The organism is Streptomyces katrae, assembly GCF_000717655.1.
GTDB lineage: Bacteria > Actinomycetota > Actinomycetes > Streptomycetales > Streptomycetaceae > Streptomyces > Streptomyces katrae_B.
Genome location: NZ_JNZY01000011.1, coordinates 22,775 through 38,131 on the forward strand (window position 1 = coordinate 22,775; position 15,357 = coordinate 38,131).

The following is a 15,357-nucleotide window of genomic DNA, read 5'->3' on the forward strand; positions in this document are numbered from 1 at the left end:
GGGCTGCGGCGGGCGTCGGCGGAGTTCCGTCTGCGGCTCGGGCGGGGGGCACGCGATCACACTATGCCGCGCCGCGCCCGGCATGCAGGATTCCTCACGAAATGTCAGTTGTTCCCTATGTTGAATCAATGACGCGCGTTCTGGCAGTGAGCAGTGTGTTCCCGCCCCACCGCTATCGCCAGTCCGAGATCACGGCGGCGCTCGCCCGCTTCCTGCCCCCGGGAGCCGACACCGCCCTGCTCCACCGGCTGCACGCCTCGGTGGGCGTGGAGTCCCGCCACCTCGCGCTCCCGCTGGAGCGCTACGGTCCGTCGAACGACTTCGGCGGGACGAACGCCCTCTTCGTGCAGACGGCCGAGGAGCTCGGCGCCCACGCCGTCGAAGCCGCCCTGAAAGCGGGCCACCTGACGGCGCGCGAGGTGGACCTGGTCATGTCGACCACGGTGACCGGGCTGGCGACGCCCTCGCTGGAGGCCCGCCTCGCCACCCGTACCGGTCTGCGCCCCGGCGTGAGGCGGCTGCCGCTCTTCGGCCTCGGCTGCGCGGCCGGCGCCGCCGGACTCGGCCACCTCCACGACTACCTGGCGGGCCGCCCGGACCACGCGGCCCTGCTGCTGTCCACCGAGCTCTGCTCCCTCACCCTGCAGCCCTCGGACACCTCGGTGGCGAACCTGGTGGCCGGCGCCCTCTTCGGCGACGGGGCCGGGGCGCTGCTCGCCGTGGGCCGCGGCCATCCGCTGCACGGGACGCGGCCGGGGCCTTCGGTGGTGGCCGCGCGCAGCCGCCTGTACCCCGGCACCGAGGGGCTGCTCGGCTGGGACATCGGCCACTGGGGTTTCCGGATGGTGCTGGGCCGTGAACTGCCCGCCCTGGTCAGGCTGCACGTGGCCGAGGAGATCGAGACGTTCCTCGCCGGGCACGACCTCAAGCCGCCGGACGTGGACGCGTGGATCGTCCATCCCGGTGGGCCGAAGGTCCTCGACGTGCTGGCCGACGCGCTGGCACTGCCGGACTCCGCCTTCGCGGCGAGCCGGCGTTCGCTGGCGGACGCGGGCAACCTCTCCTCGGCCTCGGTCCTGCACGTCCTCAGCGCGGTCCAGGCCGCCGGGCCGCCCGCACCGGGCTCGGTCGGGCTGATGATCGCCTTCGGACCGGGCTTCGCCTCCGAACTCGTCCTCCTGCGCTGGTGACCTCATGCCCCTGAACCCGATCGATACGATGGACCTGTACCTGCTGCTCATGGCTCTCGTCGTGGCCGAGCGGCTCGCCGAACTCGCCGTCGCGCGCCGCAATGCGCGCTGGAGCCTGTCCCGCGGCGCCATCGAGTACGGCCGTGGCCACTATCCCGCCATGGTCGCCCTCCACACCGCGCTGCTGGTGGGCTGCGTGGTGGAACCGCTCCTCGCCGACCGCCCGTTCCTGCCCGCACCGGGCTGGTCCGCCCTCGTGCTCGTACTGGCGGCCCAGGGCCTGCGCTGGTGGTGCATCGGCACCCTCGGCCCGCGGTGGAACACCCGGGTGCTGGTGGTCCCGGGGCTGCCGCTGGTGGCGGCGGGGCCGTACCGGCTGCTGCGCCACCCGAACTACGTCGCGGTCGTCGTGGAGGGTGCGGCGCTGCCGTTGGTGCACACCGCCTGGATGACTGCGGCCGGCTTCACCGTGCTGAACCTCCTGCTGCTCGGCGTGCGCATCCGCTGCGAGGAGGACGCACTGGCCCATGCCGCGCCGGTGTACCGCAGTGCCGTACCGGCGGAGGGCAGGGCCCGGTGATCGACCTGCTCGTCGCGGGCGGCGGGCCGGCCGGGCTGGCCACGGCCATCCACGGGGCGCTGGCCGGGATGGAGGTCGTGGTCCTGGAGCCGCGCCCCACCCCGATCGACAAGGCCTGCGGCGAGGGCCTGATGCCGGGGGCCGTCCGCCGTCTCCAGGAGCTCGGCGTCCGCGTGCCGGGCAGCCCGTTCCGCGGCATCCGCTACCTGGACGGGGTGAGCGGCCTGCACGCGGAGGGGCTCTTCCGCACCGGGGCGGGTCTCGGCACCCGCCGGACCGTCCTCCATACGGCGCTGGCCGAACGCGCCGACCGGCTGGGCGTACGGGTGCTCGCGCGGCGCGTCGGCGAGGTCCGCCAGGACGAGGACCGGGTCGGCGCGGCCGGCCTGACGGCCCGCCACCTCGTGGCGGCGGACGGCCTGCACTCCCCCGTCCGGCGCGGCCTGGGCCTCGCGGCGCCGCCCGCCCCCGGCCGGCCGCCCCGCTACGGGCTGCGCCGCCATTACGCCGTGGAGCCCTGGAGCGACCTGGTCGAGGTCCACTGGTCGGCGCACTGCGAGGCGTACGTGACCCCGCTGGGGCCCGGCCGGGTGGGCGTGGCGGTCCTCACCACCGAACGCGCCCCCTTCGACGTGCAACTGGCCCGGTTCCCGCTGCTGTGCTCGCGGCTGGCCGGGTGCTCCGGTTCGGCGGTGCGCGGCGCCGGGCCGCTGCGCCAGCAGGCCCGGGTACGGGTCGCGGGGCGGGTGCTGTTCGTCGGGGACGCCGCGGGGTACGTGGACGCACTGACCGGCGAGGGGCTGACGTTGGCCGTGACGGCCGCGGGCGCACTCGTCCGCTGTGTACGGGAGGGCCGGCCGCAGGCGTACGAGCGGGCCTGGCGGGAGCTGTCGCGCAGCTACCGGACGCTCACGGCGTCGTTGCTCTGGGCACGCCAACAGCCGCGGCTCGCGGGGCGGATCGTCCCGTTGGCGGCCCGGCTGCCGAGGGTGTTCACGCACGGGGTCAACCTGCTCGCCTCCTAAGGGCTGTCCCGTAATCCCCGGTGGATCAGCGCGCGGCGTCGGATGCGGTGCATCGCAAGACGGAGGAGCGTCCGCATACTGGGCGCATTCGGGCGTTCCGACAATGCGGCGAGGCGGCGTAGCCGGCGTCGTGCGCCCGCCGGGGATTGCGGGACAGCCCTTAGGACGGCGGTACCGGCCGTACGCACGCATGCCACGGGGGCGGGACCGGCACGTACGTGCCGGTCCCGCCCCCGTCCTGCGGTCAGCCGCCGGCGCCCGCCCGGGCCTGCGGCGACCGGTTCAGGAGCGCCAGGCCGGCCAGGACGGCGGCGGCCGCGGCGCAGAGCACCGCCGTGACGCCCGCCCAGGCCAGGGAGGCGCTCGCCGCGCCCTCCAGCGGGTCGAACCCCGCGACTGCGCCGACCACGTGCAGGGCGACGACGGCGACGGCCCCCGCCGCGCCGGCCCGCCACGCTGCGGCGGTGTCGCGCACGGCCAGCAGGGCGCCGAGGCCCGGGCACAGCCCGGTGGCGAGGAGCGGGAGGAGGGCCGTCGGGGTCTGCGACGCCAGGGCCGTCAGGTCGCCCGGCAGGTGCTTGGTCGCTGCGCCGGTGGTGTCGGGGAGCTCGCGGCGGTCGTCGTCCTGTGTCGCCGCAAGCGTGATGGGGTCAGTCATGGAAAGCTCCGTTCGCCGACGCGCGGGTCTGCACATCGCGCCGGTCAACGTGCGTCATGGGAATCGCACGCTCAGTCACATTCAGCGGAACCCCGCTCCGCTGCGCCATTCGGGGCGGGCAAACGGGGGAGCCGCCCTCCCGGCGGTCACCGGAGCAGTCGGTTCGAGATGCGCCCGCCCGGTGCTGCTGCTTCGCTGAATCCGGCCTCCTTACCCCCCACACCCGAGGAGTGATCATGAGCGCTGGCGAAACCCACGGCCGGGTCCGGCAACTGCGCGAGAAGGCGCAGGAGCTGAGCAATGCGGCCGAACGCTCCACCGATCCGGAAGAACGCCGAAGGCTCCAGGAGAAGGCCCGCCGGCTCCGGGAGCAGAGCGAGAAGGAAGGCAAGATCGACGACCGGGGCATGGATCCCATGTAGCCCCGCGTCGCCTCGCACATCGGCCGGTGGCCACGGGCACCGGCCGATGCCGTACGTCACGTCACGTCACGTCATTTCGGTGGTTTCGGCGGTTTCGCGGACACGTCTGGGGACGGTGCATGAAGGCTACGGAGGTTCTGGCCGATGCGTACGGACGCATCCGGGAGGTGGTGCACGACGTGGTCGAGGGGCTCTCGGCCGAGGAGTTGAACGCGCGGGTCGACCCCAAGGCGAACTCGATCACCTGGCTGGTGTGGCATCTGACCCGGGTGCAGGACGACCACGTGGCGGACGCGTCGGGCCTGGAGCAGGTCTGGACGGCACAGGACTGGTTCACCCGCTTCGCCCTGCCGGTGCCCGCCGAGGCCACCGGCTTCGGGCAGACCGCTGCGCAGGTCGGGAAGATCGTGGTCGAGTCGGGCGAACTGCTGCTGGGGTACTACGACGCCGTCCACGAGCAGAGCACCGCTTTCCTCCGCGGACTCGCCGCAGCCGACCTGGAACGGGTCATCGACGAGCGCTGGGACCCGCCGGTCACCCTGGGGGTGCGGCTGGTCAGCGTCATCGCCGACGACCTCCAGCACGCCGGCCAGGCGGCCTACGTACGGGGCGCCCTGCAGCGGCGCTAGGCGATGTCGCCGAACACCCTGGTTGGGCCCGCAAGTTGACCGGATTTCGAGCCTGCTCCGGGGAATGCATGGCAGAGACGAAAGGCGGTCGCCCGTGTCCCGTGCCCGTTGCCCACGACGCCGGAACGCCGTGTGGTGCGCCGTGTGGTGCGCCTTCCTCCTGCTCGCCACGGCGGCCGCCGGACCGGCGTCCGCCGCGGCGGGTGCGCCTGCCACGGACCGGCCCGTGGTGGACACCGACCGGGGGCCGGTACGCGGCCGGGCGCACGGCACGTACCGCACCTTCGAGGGGATCCCGTTCGCGGCGCCGCCGACCGGCCCGCTCCGCTGGCGCCTTCCGCAGCCCGCTGCGCGCTGGACGGGCGTACGCGACGCCGGGGCCCCGGGGGCGCGCTGCGTGCAGCTCCCGCCGGTGGGGCCGGGCGGCCCGAGCGGCTCCGAGGACTGCCTGTACCTGAATGTCACGTCGCCGAACGCACCGCCCTCGGGCGGGCAGCGGCGGCCCGTCATGGTCTGGTTCCACGGCGGCGGCTTCGTCAACGGGGCCGGGGACCTGTACCGGCCCGGGCAACTGGCCGTCCAGGGCGGTGCGGTCGTCGTCACCGTCAACTACCGGCTCGGGATCTTCGGCCTCTTCGGGCATCCGGCGCTCGGCGGCGCCCCCGGCGTCGCCATCGCCGACCAGCAGGCGGCGCTGCGCTGGGTGCGGGCCAACGCCGCGCGCTTCGGCGGCGACCCGTCCAACGTGACGCTGTTCGGGGAGTCGGCCGGCGGCCTCAGCGTCTGCGCGCACCTCACCTCACCGGCTTCGGGCGGCCTGTTCCAGCGGGCGATCCTGCAGAGCGGCTCCTGCTCCACCACCATGCCGGCGCGCTCGCTGCTGCCCACCCTGGGCCGGTACGAGCCCTTCGTGTCCGAGCAGCGCACCGTCGCGGACGGGGTCGCGGCGGCGGCCTCGCTCGGCTGCGACCGGCCGGAGCCGGGCGCCGTAGTGGACTGCCTGCGCGGGAGGGACGCGGCGACGCTCGCGACCCCGGAGCTGATGCAGCGGTTCTCGCTCGTCTCGTACGGAAACCGCCTGCTGCCCGAGGAACCCCGCCGGGCCCTGGAGGGCGGCCGCTTCCACCGTGTGCCGGTGGTCGAGGGCAGCACCCGGGACGAGATGCGGATCTTCCTGGCGCAGAGCCTCGCGGCGTACCCAGTCCCCGACGCAGGTGCCTACCGGGCCCGGGTGGAGCAGTCGTTCGGCGCGGCTGCCGTCCCGGCCGTCGAGGCGCAGTACCCGGCTGCGGCGTACCCGACGCCGGCGCTGGCCTTGGCCGCCGTGCTGTCGGACGCCTCGTTCACCTGCCCGGCGCTGCGGGACAGCAGGGCGGTGGCCCGGCACGTGCCGGTGTACGCGTACCGGTTCAGCGACCGGGACGCGCCGAACTTCACCGGCCTGCCGGAGGTGGAGGGGTTCCCGTACGGCGCTTCGCACGGCTTCGAACTGCCCTACCTGTTCACGATGGATGCCGCCCTGACCGCGCCGCAGCGCGAGCTGTCGCAGCGGATGACCGGCGACTGGACGGCGTTCGCCCGGACGGGCAGGCCCCTCACCGCATGGCCGCGGTTCGGCTCCCCCGGATCCGTACTGTCCCTCGCGCCGGGGCCGGACGGGATCCGTGTGGTGAACGGGCCTGCGGAGCACCACTGCGCGTTCTGGGACGCGCAGTGGCCGTGACTCACCAGGGCGTGGTGGTGACGACGTCCCCGTCGGGCGTCCGCACGGACACCGTGCCGTGGTCCCCGTACACCTGCTGCCGCCACGACACGAACACCTGCGCCACCCGGCGGCCGTCCTCCGCGAGGCCCTTGCCGACGGCCCGGGTGGTGAAGGTGACGATCGCCTCGCCGGCATCCCGCCCCTTGCGGACCCGGGCCTCCTTGACGGCCTGCTCGGGCAGGAACTGGTCCACCCTGCTGCGCCGCTCGGCGTAGTAGGCGTTGAAGTCCCGGGTCATGTCGAACCACCCGGCACCCCCGCAGGGACCGGCCCCGTTGGTGATGTCCCCATCGGTGGGCGGATCCGGCGCCCCGGTGTCCTGATCGGTGGGCGGCCCTGCATACCCACCGGTCTCCTGATCGGTGGGCGGCCCGGCGCCACCCGTCTCCTGATCGGTCGGGGGACCGGCGTGACCACCGGTCTCCTCATCCGTGGGCGGCCCGGCGTAACTCCCCGTCTCCTGATCCGTCGGCGGACCGGCGTAGCCGCCGCCCTGCTCCTCCGTCGGCGGATCCGGCAGACCCGTTCCGCCACCGCCCGTCGTCCGGTCGAGGCCGCAGGTCTCCTGCACGGGCGCGGGCGGCGCGGCTGCCTCCCCGGCATGCCGCGTGCCGCAGGCCGCCAGCACGGCGCACAGGAGCCCCGCCACCGCCGCTCTCCCGGCCATGGACACAGCTGTCCTCGTCATGGTCGTCCCCCCTTGCCCAGGGAGAGGCGATCACGCCGCCCGCGGTTCCACGCCGGGGGGCGGTTATCGTGCCGCCATGACCGGCCCCGGGCAGCGCCCCCTCCTCTTCCTCGACGTCGACGGCCCGCTCATCCCGTTCGGGGCCACGCCCGACGAGCTGCCGGACGGCTATCCGGCGTACGGGGCGCGGCCCGACGCGAACCCCCTCCTCGCCAGGCTCGACCCCACTCTCGGGCCCAGCCTCCTGGCGCTGCCGTGCGAACTGGTCTGGGCGACGACCTGGATGGACGACGCGAACGAGTGGGTCGCGCCGCGCATCGGACTGCCGGAACTGCCGGTGGTGGACTGGCCGGACCCGTACGAGGAGGAGGGCGGCCGGGAACGGATCCACTGGAAGACCCGCGCCCTCGTGCATTGCGCCGCCGGCCGCCCGTTCGCCTGGGTCGACGACGAGATCACCGAAGCCGACCGGGCCTGGGTGGCCGCACACCACCCGGGCCCGGCCCTGCTCCACCACGTGGACCCCCGCTTCGGCCTCAGACCCGCTGACTTCGCCACACTGGCCGCCTGGCTGGGCGGGCCCGCCCGTGCCCGGCCGTGAGCATGGCCGCGGGACGGCGAAAGGCCGCAGGACGGGGCCGTGCCCCTCGACGGCAACACATCGACCCCAGGAGGTCCGGGCATGAAGCGTGTCCCCGCCCTGCCCGCGCAGTCCACCTGGCACGACGCGGGCACGAGTGTCTTCCCCTGGGTGACCCGGGCAGAAGGACGCTGGTGGGTCCTACGGCTCAACCACTTTCCCGAACATCCCCTCTACACCTTGTTCATCGACGCACAGGTCGTCGGCGACGTCGATGACGTCCCGGACACCTGGCGGTTGCGGCCCAGCGCCGCGCTTCCCGCTCTCACCGCGCCGGAACGTGCCGAGGTGCTCGCCCTCATGACCGGCCTCGGCCCCTACGGAGCGGAGGCCGGCACCCCGTGCGAAGGCGACTGGTGCACCTGCAGCATCCTCACCGACGCATACGCCGCCCGGCTCAACCTCCCTCCACGAACCTCTGCGGAGTAGCACGAGGGGGGCGCCGAAGTAGCGTCGTCCGCCCGTCAGGGCGGGGCCGGCGGGGTGGTCTGGTGCGTGCGGTCGCAAGGCGGAGGAGGTCAGCGAGGCTCGCGTCGCCGACCGACGACAACGCGGCGAGCGCGCGTGCCGGGCCCCGCCGGCCTGGGGGCACCTCCCCGCGGCAGCCGGGGGAGGGAGGAGGGGCTTTGACGACACCCCTAGGACCAGGACGCGGCCACCAGGGAGCGTTCCGCCGCGGCCAGGTGGGTGGATGCGGCGAGCCAGGCCCGGGCGTACGCGTCGGGTGACGGGTCCTTCAGGCGGCCGAAGGGGTCGCGGGGGCGGCGGTCCGCCTCCGCGGCGAGGGCCGTGGCGAGTTCCGCCGCCGTGGTGAAGCCGGCCCGGCGCAGCGGGCCGTACGCGGTGACGGGCCCGGCGGTGCGTGCCGCCTCTGCGACGGCGCGTCGGCCGCCCGCGACCCCGGATTCCAGCAGCCGGCGTACCCGCCAGAGCGGTGCGTCGGCCAGCAGGTCCGGACCCCCGGCAGCAGGGGCTGCGGGGGCCGCGGCCGTCCCGGGCGGGAAGTGGCTGCCCTGGAGCAGGTCGTAGCCGAGGTCGGCGCGCCCCAGCCACTCCTCGGGCAGGCGCAGCGTGTACTCCGCGCCGGGCACCGGTCCGACGGCGAGCGGCCGCAGGGTGGCGGCGCGGTCCAGGTCGGGCCGGCCCAGGACACGGAGCACCAGCCCCGGATGGGCGGCGATACGGCGCAGGTTGGCCGTGTGCGGCAGCTCCGGATGCGGGTGGGCGGCGCGCAGCCGCAGCAGGGGCGCGTCCGCTCGTACCTCGCGGACCAGCAGGTCCTCGCCGGCCGCCCCGACGACGGTGACCTCGCAGCCGAGGAGGGCGGGCGCGGCTCCGTCCGGGTCGGTGTCCCGGTCGGCGAGCTGGGCTGCCACGGCCTCGGCCGCCGGGCGGGCGAAGAGCGCGGCGGCGGGCTCCTCGGTCCACGGGACTCCGCGCAGCGGGGTGGCCTGGACCCCGCGTCCGGCTCCGAGGCGGCCGTCGGCGGAGACCGTGGCCCCGGCGATGCGCAGGCCCCCGCGCGCGAGCCCCGCATGGTCGAGGGCGGCTCCGCCGAGGGCCACGGAGGCGGAGCCGGCGCCGCGGGCGCGGGCCAGGCCGCCGGGGCGGACATCGGAGACCGAGTGGCGGGCGCCGTCGGGGGCGAGCAGGTGGGTGACCACTCCCCCGTACCCGGTGGCCGAGAGGACCGGCTCCCGGCACAGGCCGTACACCCGAAGGCTGCCACCCGGCTGGTAGGCGCGGCGAACGGTGCCGGTGAGCCCCGGCCCGGCCGTGCCGGAGGCCAGCAGTCCGGCGATGTGCAGGAGTTCCCGGAAGGCGCCGGTGAGGTCGCCGAGCCGGTGGGCGCCGCTGCGCTCCCGGGCGGCGCGCAGGCCCCGTACGACGCGCAGGGTGGCGGCCTCGGCCCGCGGCAGCCCGGCGAGGCGCGCGGTGTGGGCGGCCCGCAGCAGCTCGGCCTGGACCACGGCGCCGCCGGCCGTGACGCCGGCCGCGAGGGCCTCGGCGGCGGCCTGCCAGAGAGCAGCGGCGGCCCGTAGCCGGGCAGCCGTGAGGGCCTCGGCGGCGGGCTCGGGGCCGCCCGAAGAGGCCCCCGGCCCGGCCCCCGAGACTCGCCCGGCACTCGAACGGCCAACGGCAGCAGCTCCCGCCTGCGCCTCGGCCCGGGCATCGGGCGGGGGCGCGGAACCGGCCTCGGCCCCGGCCCCGGCCGCTGCATCGGCATCGGGGGGCGGTGGTTGCTCCGAGTCGGCCAGGGGTGCTGCGCCCAGTACCGCGGCCCGGTGCAGGCAGCGTGGCGCGAGCAGGCAGGTGCAGACGGCCTGTTCGGCTGCGGTGACCGTACCGGCGGGGCCCGGCCGGAGGGTGACGAGGGCGTCCTCGCCGAAGCGGACGGTGACGCTCCCGTCGTCCGCCCGGGCGGCGCCCGCGGCGCAGCCCTCGATGGCGGCGTCGAGCTTCTTGCGCAGCCGGCCGGTCAGGTTCTCGACGGCCTCGGCGAGGACCTCGGGGGCGACGGGCGGCAGGGGCGCTGCGTTCGACTCGGCACCCGGCTCGGTGTCGGTGTTCGTCTCGGTGCTCAACGGGGTTCTCCACGGAGGCGGTCGCCCACCCAGCGGGCGAGGGCGAGCGGGCTGAGGGCGGCCACCGGCATGCCGGCCGCGACGAGCTGCCGGGCGACGGGGACCGAGTACCGGGGTGCGCCGGCGTCGTCGAGCGCGGCGCAGCCCAGCAGATGGGCTCCGGACGCGGCCAGCGCGCGGACCTCCCCGAGGAGTCCGCCGACCGGCGCGCCCTCCTCGAAGTCACTGACCACGACGACGAGGGTGCGGCTCGGCACGGTGATCAGGGACCGTGCGTGGGCCAGGCCCGCCGCGATGTGCGTGCCGCCGCCGACGCGGACCTCCAGGAGCAGCGACAGCGGGTCCTCGACGCGGTCGGTGAGGTCAACGACCTGGGTGGAGAAGGCCAGGAAGTGGGTGGACAGGGTCGGTACACCGCCGAGGACGGCGGCCGTGAGGGCCGACCAGATGACCGAGGCCTCCATGGAGCCGGAGACGTCGACCAGGAGGATCAGCCGCCAGTCGGCCTCGCGGCCGGCCCGGGTACTGAAGACGGGCCGTTCCGGCACGACGACCACCCGGCCGTCGTCGAGGCGGCGGGTGTGCGCGAGGTTGGCGCGCAGGGTCCGGGCCAGGTCGAGCCTGCCGCCGGGGCGGCGGGTGGGACGCGGGGTGGCGAGGCCGGAGAGCGCCGGGCGCAGCCGGGTGGCGAGCTCCTTGGCGAGCTCGTCGACGAGCCGCCTGACCAGGGGGCGCAGCCGGGCGAGTTGGGCCTCGGGCATGCCGCCGGCCAGCGACAGGACCGAGCTGAGCAGTTCCACGGAAGGGCGGACGGCCGCCGGGTCGAGCTGGCTCAGCACGTCGGTGCGGCCCGCGTCGGCCGCCTCGGCGAGCACTTCCTCGCGTACGTCGGCGCCGAAGAGCGATTCGAGTTCTTGCGACCATTCGCGGGCCGTGGGGAACGAGGGCTCCCGGCCGCCGCCGTTGCCGCCGCTGCCCCGGCCGCCTTCGAGGTCGGCCGCCCCTTCGCCGCGGCCGTTGCCGTACAGCTCGTCGAGGGCGTGCGCGTAGCGGCGGGCGCCGGCGGGGAGCCGGTCGCGCTGGCGGCCGAGCAGCAGGCGCCAGCGGTCGGCGGGGGCCAGCCGGTGGTCCCCGCGCAGGGGCGCCGGTACGGGCGGTACGGGTACCTCCGGAGCGGGGCCGGGCTCGGGAGCCGTTGCCGCCTGGACCGGCAGCGGAAGGGCCTTGAGGGCCTCGGCGCCGGCGGCGTCCGCGGCGGCCCACAGGGCGAGCAGGGCGGGCGGTGCCTCGAGGGACAGGTCGAGGCGGTCGCCGAGCCGCTCGGTGACGGTGTCCAGCAGCCGGTCGCGGGCGGCCGGGGCCAGTACGTCGAAGCCGCCGCGCAGGGCCGGGAGCCGGTCCAGGAACTCCTGGTCGGCGAGGCCGTCGATCCGGTCGAGGACCGGGGTGAGGGCGGCCGCGGAGGAGTCGAGCAGCGGTCCGGCGGCGGCCAGGACGCCGCCGAGGCGGCGGGCGAGGGAGCGGCGGCCGCCGGGGGTGCCGGCGCCGTCGATCCATCCGGCGGCGCGGTCGCCGAGGCCGGCGGCCGGATCGAGATCGAGGAGGACCCGTACGGCCAGTGCGGCGCCCTGCATCAACGGGGATGCGGTGGCGGTCAGTTCCGCCAGGGCGGTGTCCATCCGCAGGCCCAGGTGCAGGGTGGCGGCCCGGTCGGCGAGGGCCACGAGGGCGCGCGCGTCGGCGTGGTCCTCGCTGCCTGCGAGACCGGGCAGGGACCGTACGGCGGCTTCGAGCAGCCGGCCGGTGAGCGTGGCCGCGGCGGTGCGGGAGCCGTCGGAGGTACCGGGGAAGTGCCCGCGGGAGAGCCCTTCCAACAGGTCCAGCGATGCGAGGAGTTCGGCCAGGGTCGCGGTCTTCGGAAGGACCTCGGCAGCCTCGTCCAGCCGTACGCCGACCAGCTCGGGCAGATCGCAGCGCGCGGCGGCGGCCAGGCCGGTGAGGATCTGGGCCGGGGTCGGACCGCCGTCGGCGGCGGCCCGGCGGGCGGTGTCGCGCAGGGTCCCTGCTGCGGCCTGGGCGGCGGTGACGCCGCGGACGCCGGCCAGGTCGAGGCGGGCGGGGACGGAAGGCGTCCAGGTCAGCCGCCACTTGGTGCCGAGCGCGGTGCCGTCGCCGGTGGCGGCCACGTCGAGGGGTTCCCCGTACGAGGCCCCGCAGACGGCCAGCCGCTGGAGCAGCACCTCGCGGCGCCGGTCGAGCGGGGAGCGGAGCGGGTCGAGGCGGACTTCGCGGGAGGCGGGCTCCTCGGGGCCGGGCAGCCGCAGCTCCGCCAGCTCGGCCTCGACGGAGGGGCCGAGGCCGGAGCGCGGGGCGTGCGGGGTGATCCGGCCGCGGCCGGTGCCGACGAGCACGGTCTCCAGCGCACGGGCCAACGCCCGGCCCCGGCCCAGGGGTTCGCCCTGGCCGAGCACGGTGGTGACGGCCTCGAGGAGTTCGCCCCGGCCGGGGGCGGGAAGCCCGCGCAGGACGGCCAGGTCGCAGGCGAGCCGCAGCGTCTCGGCGGCCTCACCGGTCCCGGCAGTGTGCCCGGCGCGGCGCAGCTCCCGGCAGATGCCGGTGACGGCGACGGAGGCGGCATCCCGCACCCGCGCCGCATCCCCGCCGGCTTGCAGCACGGCCTGCTGCCACAGCGGATCCCGGATCCCGGCGGGGTACCCGGAGCGGGAGTCGAGCAGATCGAAGGAGTACGGCACGAACGAGGTGACGGCCCCCTCACCGGCGTCCGTCCCGGGCACGCGAGCCGGCCCGGCGGCCGATCCACGGACGGCCGCGGGTTCCGTGCCTGCCGCACGGCCGGCCTCCGCCCCGGCGTCTGCCCGGTCTGCGTGCTCCGGGTCGGAGGCGTCACCGTCCGGGGCCGGGCCGGTCGCGAGCAGGGCCGGGGCGTGGAAGGCGCCGATGAGGGCGGCGACCTTCCGGCCCCCCGAGGCGGCGGCGTTGATGACGCTGCGCATGTGGGCTTCGCGGGCCAGGTCCGTCGCGGGGACGGGGCCGTCCTGGCGCAGGGCCCAGCCGACGCCGAGCGCGGCCCGCCGGACCGCTTCCGGGGCGCAGCCGGGAGCCAGCACTTCCACGGCCCTGTCCCACAGGTCGTCACCGTCGCGCCCGGTCCCGGAAGCGGTCAGCGCCTCCGCGAAGGACCGCCGGCCAGGGGACCGGCCCGAGGTACCGGCCGGGGCCCGGTCCGCCTCGCGGGACGCGGCCCGGCTCAACTCCGCACCAGAGCCCGCGGACCCGCCCTGCCCGGCGGCAGGTGCCGTCGCCGGCCTGCAGTCGACGGCTCCGCCCCGGGTCGCTTCCTGGTCCGGGAACTGCACGGTCCAGCCGGGGTCTGTCAGGGGGAGGTCGCAGCAGCGGACCTCCGCGCCGCGCGCACGCGCCCAGCGGATCGCGGCCAGCTCCGGGGAGAAGTCCGCGAACGGGTAGAACGCCAGCCCGCCGTCCCGGCCCGTGCCGGCCAGGGCGACGGGGGCCGTGGTCTCGGGGTCCGCCAAGTGCTCGAGCCACGGCTGGAAGTCGGTCGGCAGCTCGACGCAGACCACCTCCGCCCCCGAGGCGTCCAGCAGCGCCGGGACCGCTGCCGCCAGCGCGGGGCTGTGGTGGCGCACACCCAGCAGGTACGGCGCGCGGGACGCGGCGAGCGCGGCCACGGCGTCCCGCGGATCGGCAGGCGCGGTCCGCCCGCCGGCCGCCGACGCGGCCGCGCCGCTGTGCCGCCCGGCCGCGCTGTCCGGTTCCGGCGGCAGATCGGCGTACACCGGCGGCGTGGTCCCACCGCTGCGCAGGCCGGCCGCGATGGCGGTGTCCGGCGCCGGATCGGCGTGCGCCGCCGGCTGCGGGGCCGTCCTCGGCGCGGTCATCGGAGGTTTCCGCGGAGGTCCCAGAGGCGGCGCCACATCGCCGAGCCGTCTTCGGCGCGGCGGCGGACCGGGCCGTCCCAGTAGCCCAGCAGGCGGCCGTGGTCGGCCGGGTCGTCCTTGCGGACCACGCCGAGCAGGTGGCCCGGGAGCAGGTCCAGGACGTCGCCGCCCGGCAGGTACGCCGCGGCGACGCCCAGCGAGGCCGCCACCTGGACCGCTTCGGCGGTGGACATGACCGTCCCGGGGCGTTCCACGTCCCAGCCCTCCGCCGAGCGCCCGGAGCGCAGGTCCCGGAAGACCGTGACCAGCGCGTCCAGCACCGCGTCGTCCACCCCGAACGCCGCGCCCGCCCGCTGCACCGCGGCCACCGCCTGGCGGCGGATCAGCGTTGCCTCCGCGTCCGCGTCCGCGATCGGCGCGACCGTCTCGAAGTTGAAGCGCCGCTTGAGCGCGGCGGACATCTCGGAGACCCCGCGGTCCCGGAGGTTGGCGGTGGCGATGACCGTGAACCCGGGGGCCGCGGAGACCACCGCGTCCTCGGTGGCGGTCAGTTCGGGCACGCTCACCCGCCGGTCGGACAGGATCGACACCAGCGCGTCCTGCACCTCGGGCAGGCAGCGGGTGATCTCCTCGACGCGCGCCACCCGCCCGGTCCGCATTGCGGAGAGCACCGGGGAGTCGACGAGCGCCTGCGAGGTGGGACCCTGGGCGAGCAGCAGCGCGTAGTTCCAGCCGTAGCGGAAGGCGTCCTCCGTCGTGCCGGCGGTGCCCTGCACGGTCAGCGCGCTGGTACCGCAGACGGCGGCGGCCAGCAGCTCGGACAGCATCGACTTCGCGGTGCCGGGCTCGCCGGTGAGGAGCAGGCCGCGTTCCCCGGCGAGCGTGACGACGCACCGCTCCACCAGGGCCCGTTCTCCGACGAACTTCGGCGCGATGGCCAGCTTGGCCGGGAGCCCGGCGCGGCGGCGGCCCGCCAGGGCCAGTTCCACGCCCTCGCTGCCGCACACGAAGGTGACGACGGCGCGCGGCGTGAGCGCCCAGCCCGGCGGGCGGGGGCCGGTGTCCTGGGCGGCGAGGAAGGCGAGTTCGGCGGCGTACCGCTCCTCGGCGGGCAGCGCTTGCCGCGCAGGAGTCTCAACGGGTGTGCCGGTCACGGTCATGGCGTGGGGTGTCCTTCGCAAGATACGGGCTCATGGGGTTGCGGGGTGCCGGGCGGCGCAGCAGCGCGCCGCCCGGCCGGGGGTCAGCAGTCAGC

13 protein-coding genes are annotated in these 15,357 nt (G+C 76.1%); 8 read left to right on the forward strand and 5 right to left on the reverse strand.

Translation table 11 applies throughout. The annotated features are described in order from the left end of the window. The first annotated feature begins 128 nt into the window (after positions 1-128). Genes IF09_RS0116345 through IF09_RS0116355 form a run of 3 tightly spaced genes read left to right on the forward strand, consistent with a single transcriptional unit; the run spans position 129 to position 2,795 of the window. On the forward strand, positions 129-1,190 hold the full coding sequence (locus IF09_RS0116345; protein WP_030296311.1) for a type III polyketide synthase: 1,062 nt from the start codon (positions 129-131) through the stop codon (positions 1,188-1,190). Positions 1,191-1,218: 28 nt separating this feature from the next. Beyond that, entirely contained in the window at positions 1,219-1,770 is a 552-nt protein-coding gene (locus IF09_RS0116350; RefSeq protein ID WP_051832572.1) for an isoprenylcysteine carboxyl methyltransferase family protein, read from the forward strand. After that, a complete protein-coding gene (locus tag IF09_RS0116355) occupies positions 1,767-2,795 on the forward strand; it encodes an NAD(P)/FAD-dependent oxidoreductase (protein ID WP_030296315.1) in 1,029 nt (342 codons plus the stop codon). The genes IF09_RS0116350 and IF09_RS0116355 overlap by 4 nt, the downstream gene beginning before the upstream one ends. A gap of 244 nt (positions 2,796-3,039) precedes the next feature. On the opposite strand, the gene IF09_RS0116360 is transcribed toward IF09_RS0116355, so the two are convergent. Continuing rightward, positions 3,040-3,453 (reverse strand): hypothetical protein, encoded by a 414-nt coding sequence (locus IF09_RS0116360; RefSeq protein WP_030296317.1) that lies wholly within the window; start codon positions 3,451-3,453, stop codon positions 3,040-3,042. A gap of 233 nt (positions 3,454-3,686) precedes the next feature. On the opposite strand from IF09_RS0116360, the gene IF09_RS0116365 reads away from it, so the two are divergent. The 3 genes from IF09_RS0116365 to IF09_RS0116375 all read left to right on the forward strand — a co-directional run bounded on the left by IF09_RS0116365 (position 3,687) and on the right by IF09_RS0116375 (position 6,227). Beyond that, positions 3,687-3,875: a DUF6381 family protein gene (locus IF09_RS0116365; protein ID WP_106975077.1), complete on the forward strand. Its 189-nt coding sequence runs from the start codon at positions 3,687-3,689 to the stop codon at positions 3,873-3,875. 119 nt (positions 3,876-3,994) lie between these two features. Further along, the gene (locus tag IF09_RS0116370) at positions 3,995-4,504 is read left to right on the forward strand and encodes a mycothiol transferase (RefSeq protein WP_030296320.1); all 510 of its coding nucleotides are present in this window, start codon (positions 3,995-3,997) and stop codon (positions 4,502-4,504) included. 94 nt (positions 4,505-4,598) lie between these two features. Further along, the gene (locus tag IF09_RS0116375) at positions 4,599-6,227 is read left to right on the forward strand and encodes a carboxylesterase/lipase family protein (RefSeq protein WP_234321025.1); all 1,629 of its coding nucleotides are present in this window, start codon (positions 4,599-4,601) and stop codon (positions 6,225-6,227) included. A 1-nt stretch (position 6,228) separates the two neighbouring features. Here the strand turns inward: IF09_RS0116375 and IF09_RS41785 are convergent, their stop codons facing one another. Further along, positions 6,229-6,957 carry a hypothetical protein gene (locus IF09_RS41785; RefSeq protein ID WP_158709992.1) on the reverse strand — a complete coding sequence of 243 codons (729 nt, stop codon included), beginning with the start codon at positions 6,955-6,957 and terminating at the stop codon, positions 6,229-6,231. 76 nt (positions 6,958-7,033) lie between these two features. On the opposite strand from IF09_RS41785, the gene IF09_RS0116385 reads away from it, so the two are divergent. Both IF09_RS0116385 and IF09_RS46360 read left to right on the forward strand, forming a co-directional pair. Next, entirely contained in the window at positions 7,034-7,558 is a 525-nt protein-coding gene (locus IF09_RS0116385; protein ID WP_030296326.1) for a hypothetical protein, read from the forward strand. Between the two features lie 81 nt (positions 7,559-7,639). After that, the gene (locus IF09_RS46360) at positions 7,640-8,026 is read left to right on the forward strand and encodes a hypothetical protein (protein WP_051832536.1); all 387 of its coding nucleotides are present in this window, start codon (positions 7,640-7,642) and stop codon (positions 8,024-8,026) included. A 209-nt stretch (positions 8,027-8,235) separates the two neighbouring features. Here the strand turns inward: IF09_RS46360 and IF09_RS0116395 are convergent, their stop codons facing one another. Genes IF09_RS0116395 through IF09_RS0116405 form a run of 3 tightly spaced genes read right to left on the reverse strand, consistent with a single transcriptional unit; the run spans position 8,236 to position 15,262 of the window. Then, positions 8,236-10,182 (reverse strand): SWIM zinc finger family protein, encoded by a 1,947-nt coding sequence (locus tag IF09_RS0116395; RefSeq protein ID WP_051832538.1) that lies wholly within the window; start codon positions 10,180-10,182, stop codon positions 8,236-8,238. After that, complete coding sequence (locus IF09_RS0116400; protein ID WP_078613291.1) at positions 10,179-14,102, reverse strand: DUF5682 family protein; 3,924 nt, start codon at positions 14,100-14,102, stop codon at positions 10,179-10,181. The genes IF09_RS0116395 and IF09_RS0116400 overlap by 4 nt, the downstream gene beginning before the upstream one ends. Continuing rightward, positions 14,099-15,262 carry an ATP-binding protein gene (locus IF09_RS0116405; RefSeq protein WP_030296333.1) on the reverse strand — a complete coding sequence of 388 codons (1,164 nt, stop codon included), beginning with the start codon at positions 15,260-15,262 and terminating at the stop codon, positions 14,099-14,101. Before IF09_RS0116405 ends, IF09_RS0116400 begins: the two co-directional genes overlap by 4 nt. Between the last annotated feature and the right edge of the window lie 95 nt (positions 15,263-15,357).

Coding starts and splice junctions, on each gene's coding strand:
- IF09_RS0116360 (WP_030296317.1), bottom strand. CDS start 3,453: ATGACTGACCCCATCACGCTTGCGGCGACACAGGACGACGACCGCCGC.
- IF09_RS0116405 (WP_030296333.1), bottom strand. CDS start 15,262: ATGACCGTGACCGGCACACCCGTTGAGACTCCTGCGCGGCAAGCGCTG.
- IF09_RS41785 (WP_158709992.1), bottom strand. CDS start 6,957: ATGACGAGGACAGCTGTGTCCATGGCCGGGAGAGCGGCGGTGGCGGGG.
- IF09_RS0116385 (WP_030296326.1), top strand. CDS start 7,034: ATGACCGGCCCCGGGCAGCGCCCCCTCCTCTTCCTCGACGTCGACGGC.
- IF09_RS0116370 (WP_030296320.1), top strand. CDS start 3,995: ATGAAGGCTACGGAGGTTCTGGCCGATGCGTACGGACGCATCCGGGAG.
- IF09_RS0116345 (WP_030296311.1), top strand. CDS start 129: ATGACGCGCGTTCTGGCAGTGAGCAGTGTGTTCCCGCCCCACCGCTAT.
- IF09_RS0116400 (WP_078613291.1), bottom strand. CDS start 14,102: ATGACCGCGCCGAGGACGGCCCCGCAGCCGGCGGCGCACGCCGATCCG.
- IF09_RS46360 (WP_051832536.1), top strand. CDS start 7,640: ATGAAGCGTGTCCCCGCCCTGCCCGCGCAGTCCACCTGGCACGACGCG.
- IF09_RS0116350 (WP_051832572.1), top strand. CDS start 1,219: ATGGACCTGTACCTGCTGCTCATGGCTCTCGTCGTGGCCGAGCGGCTC.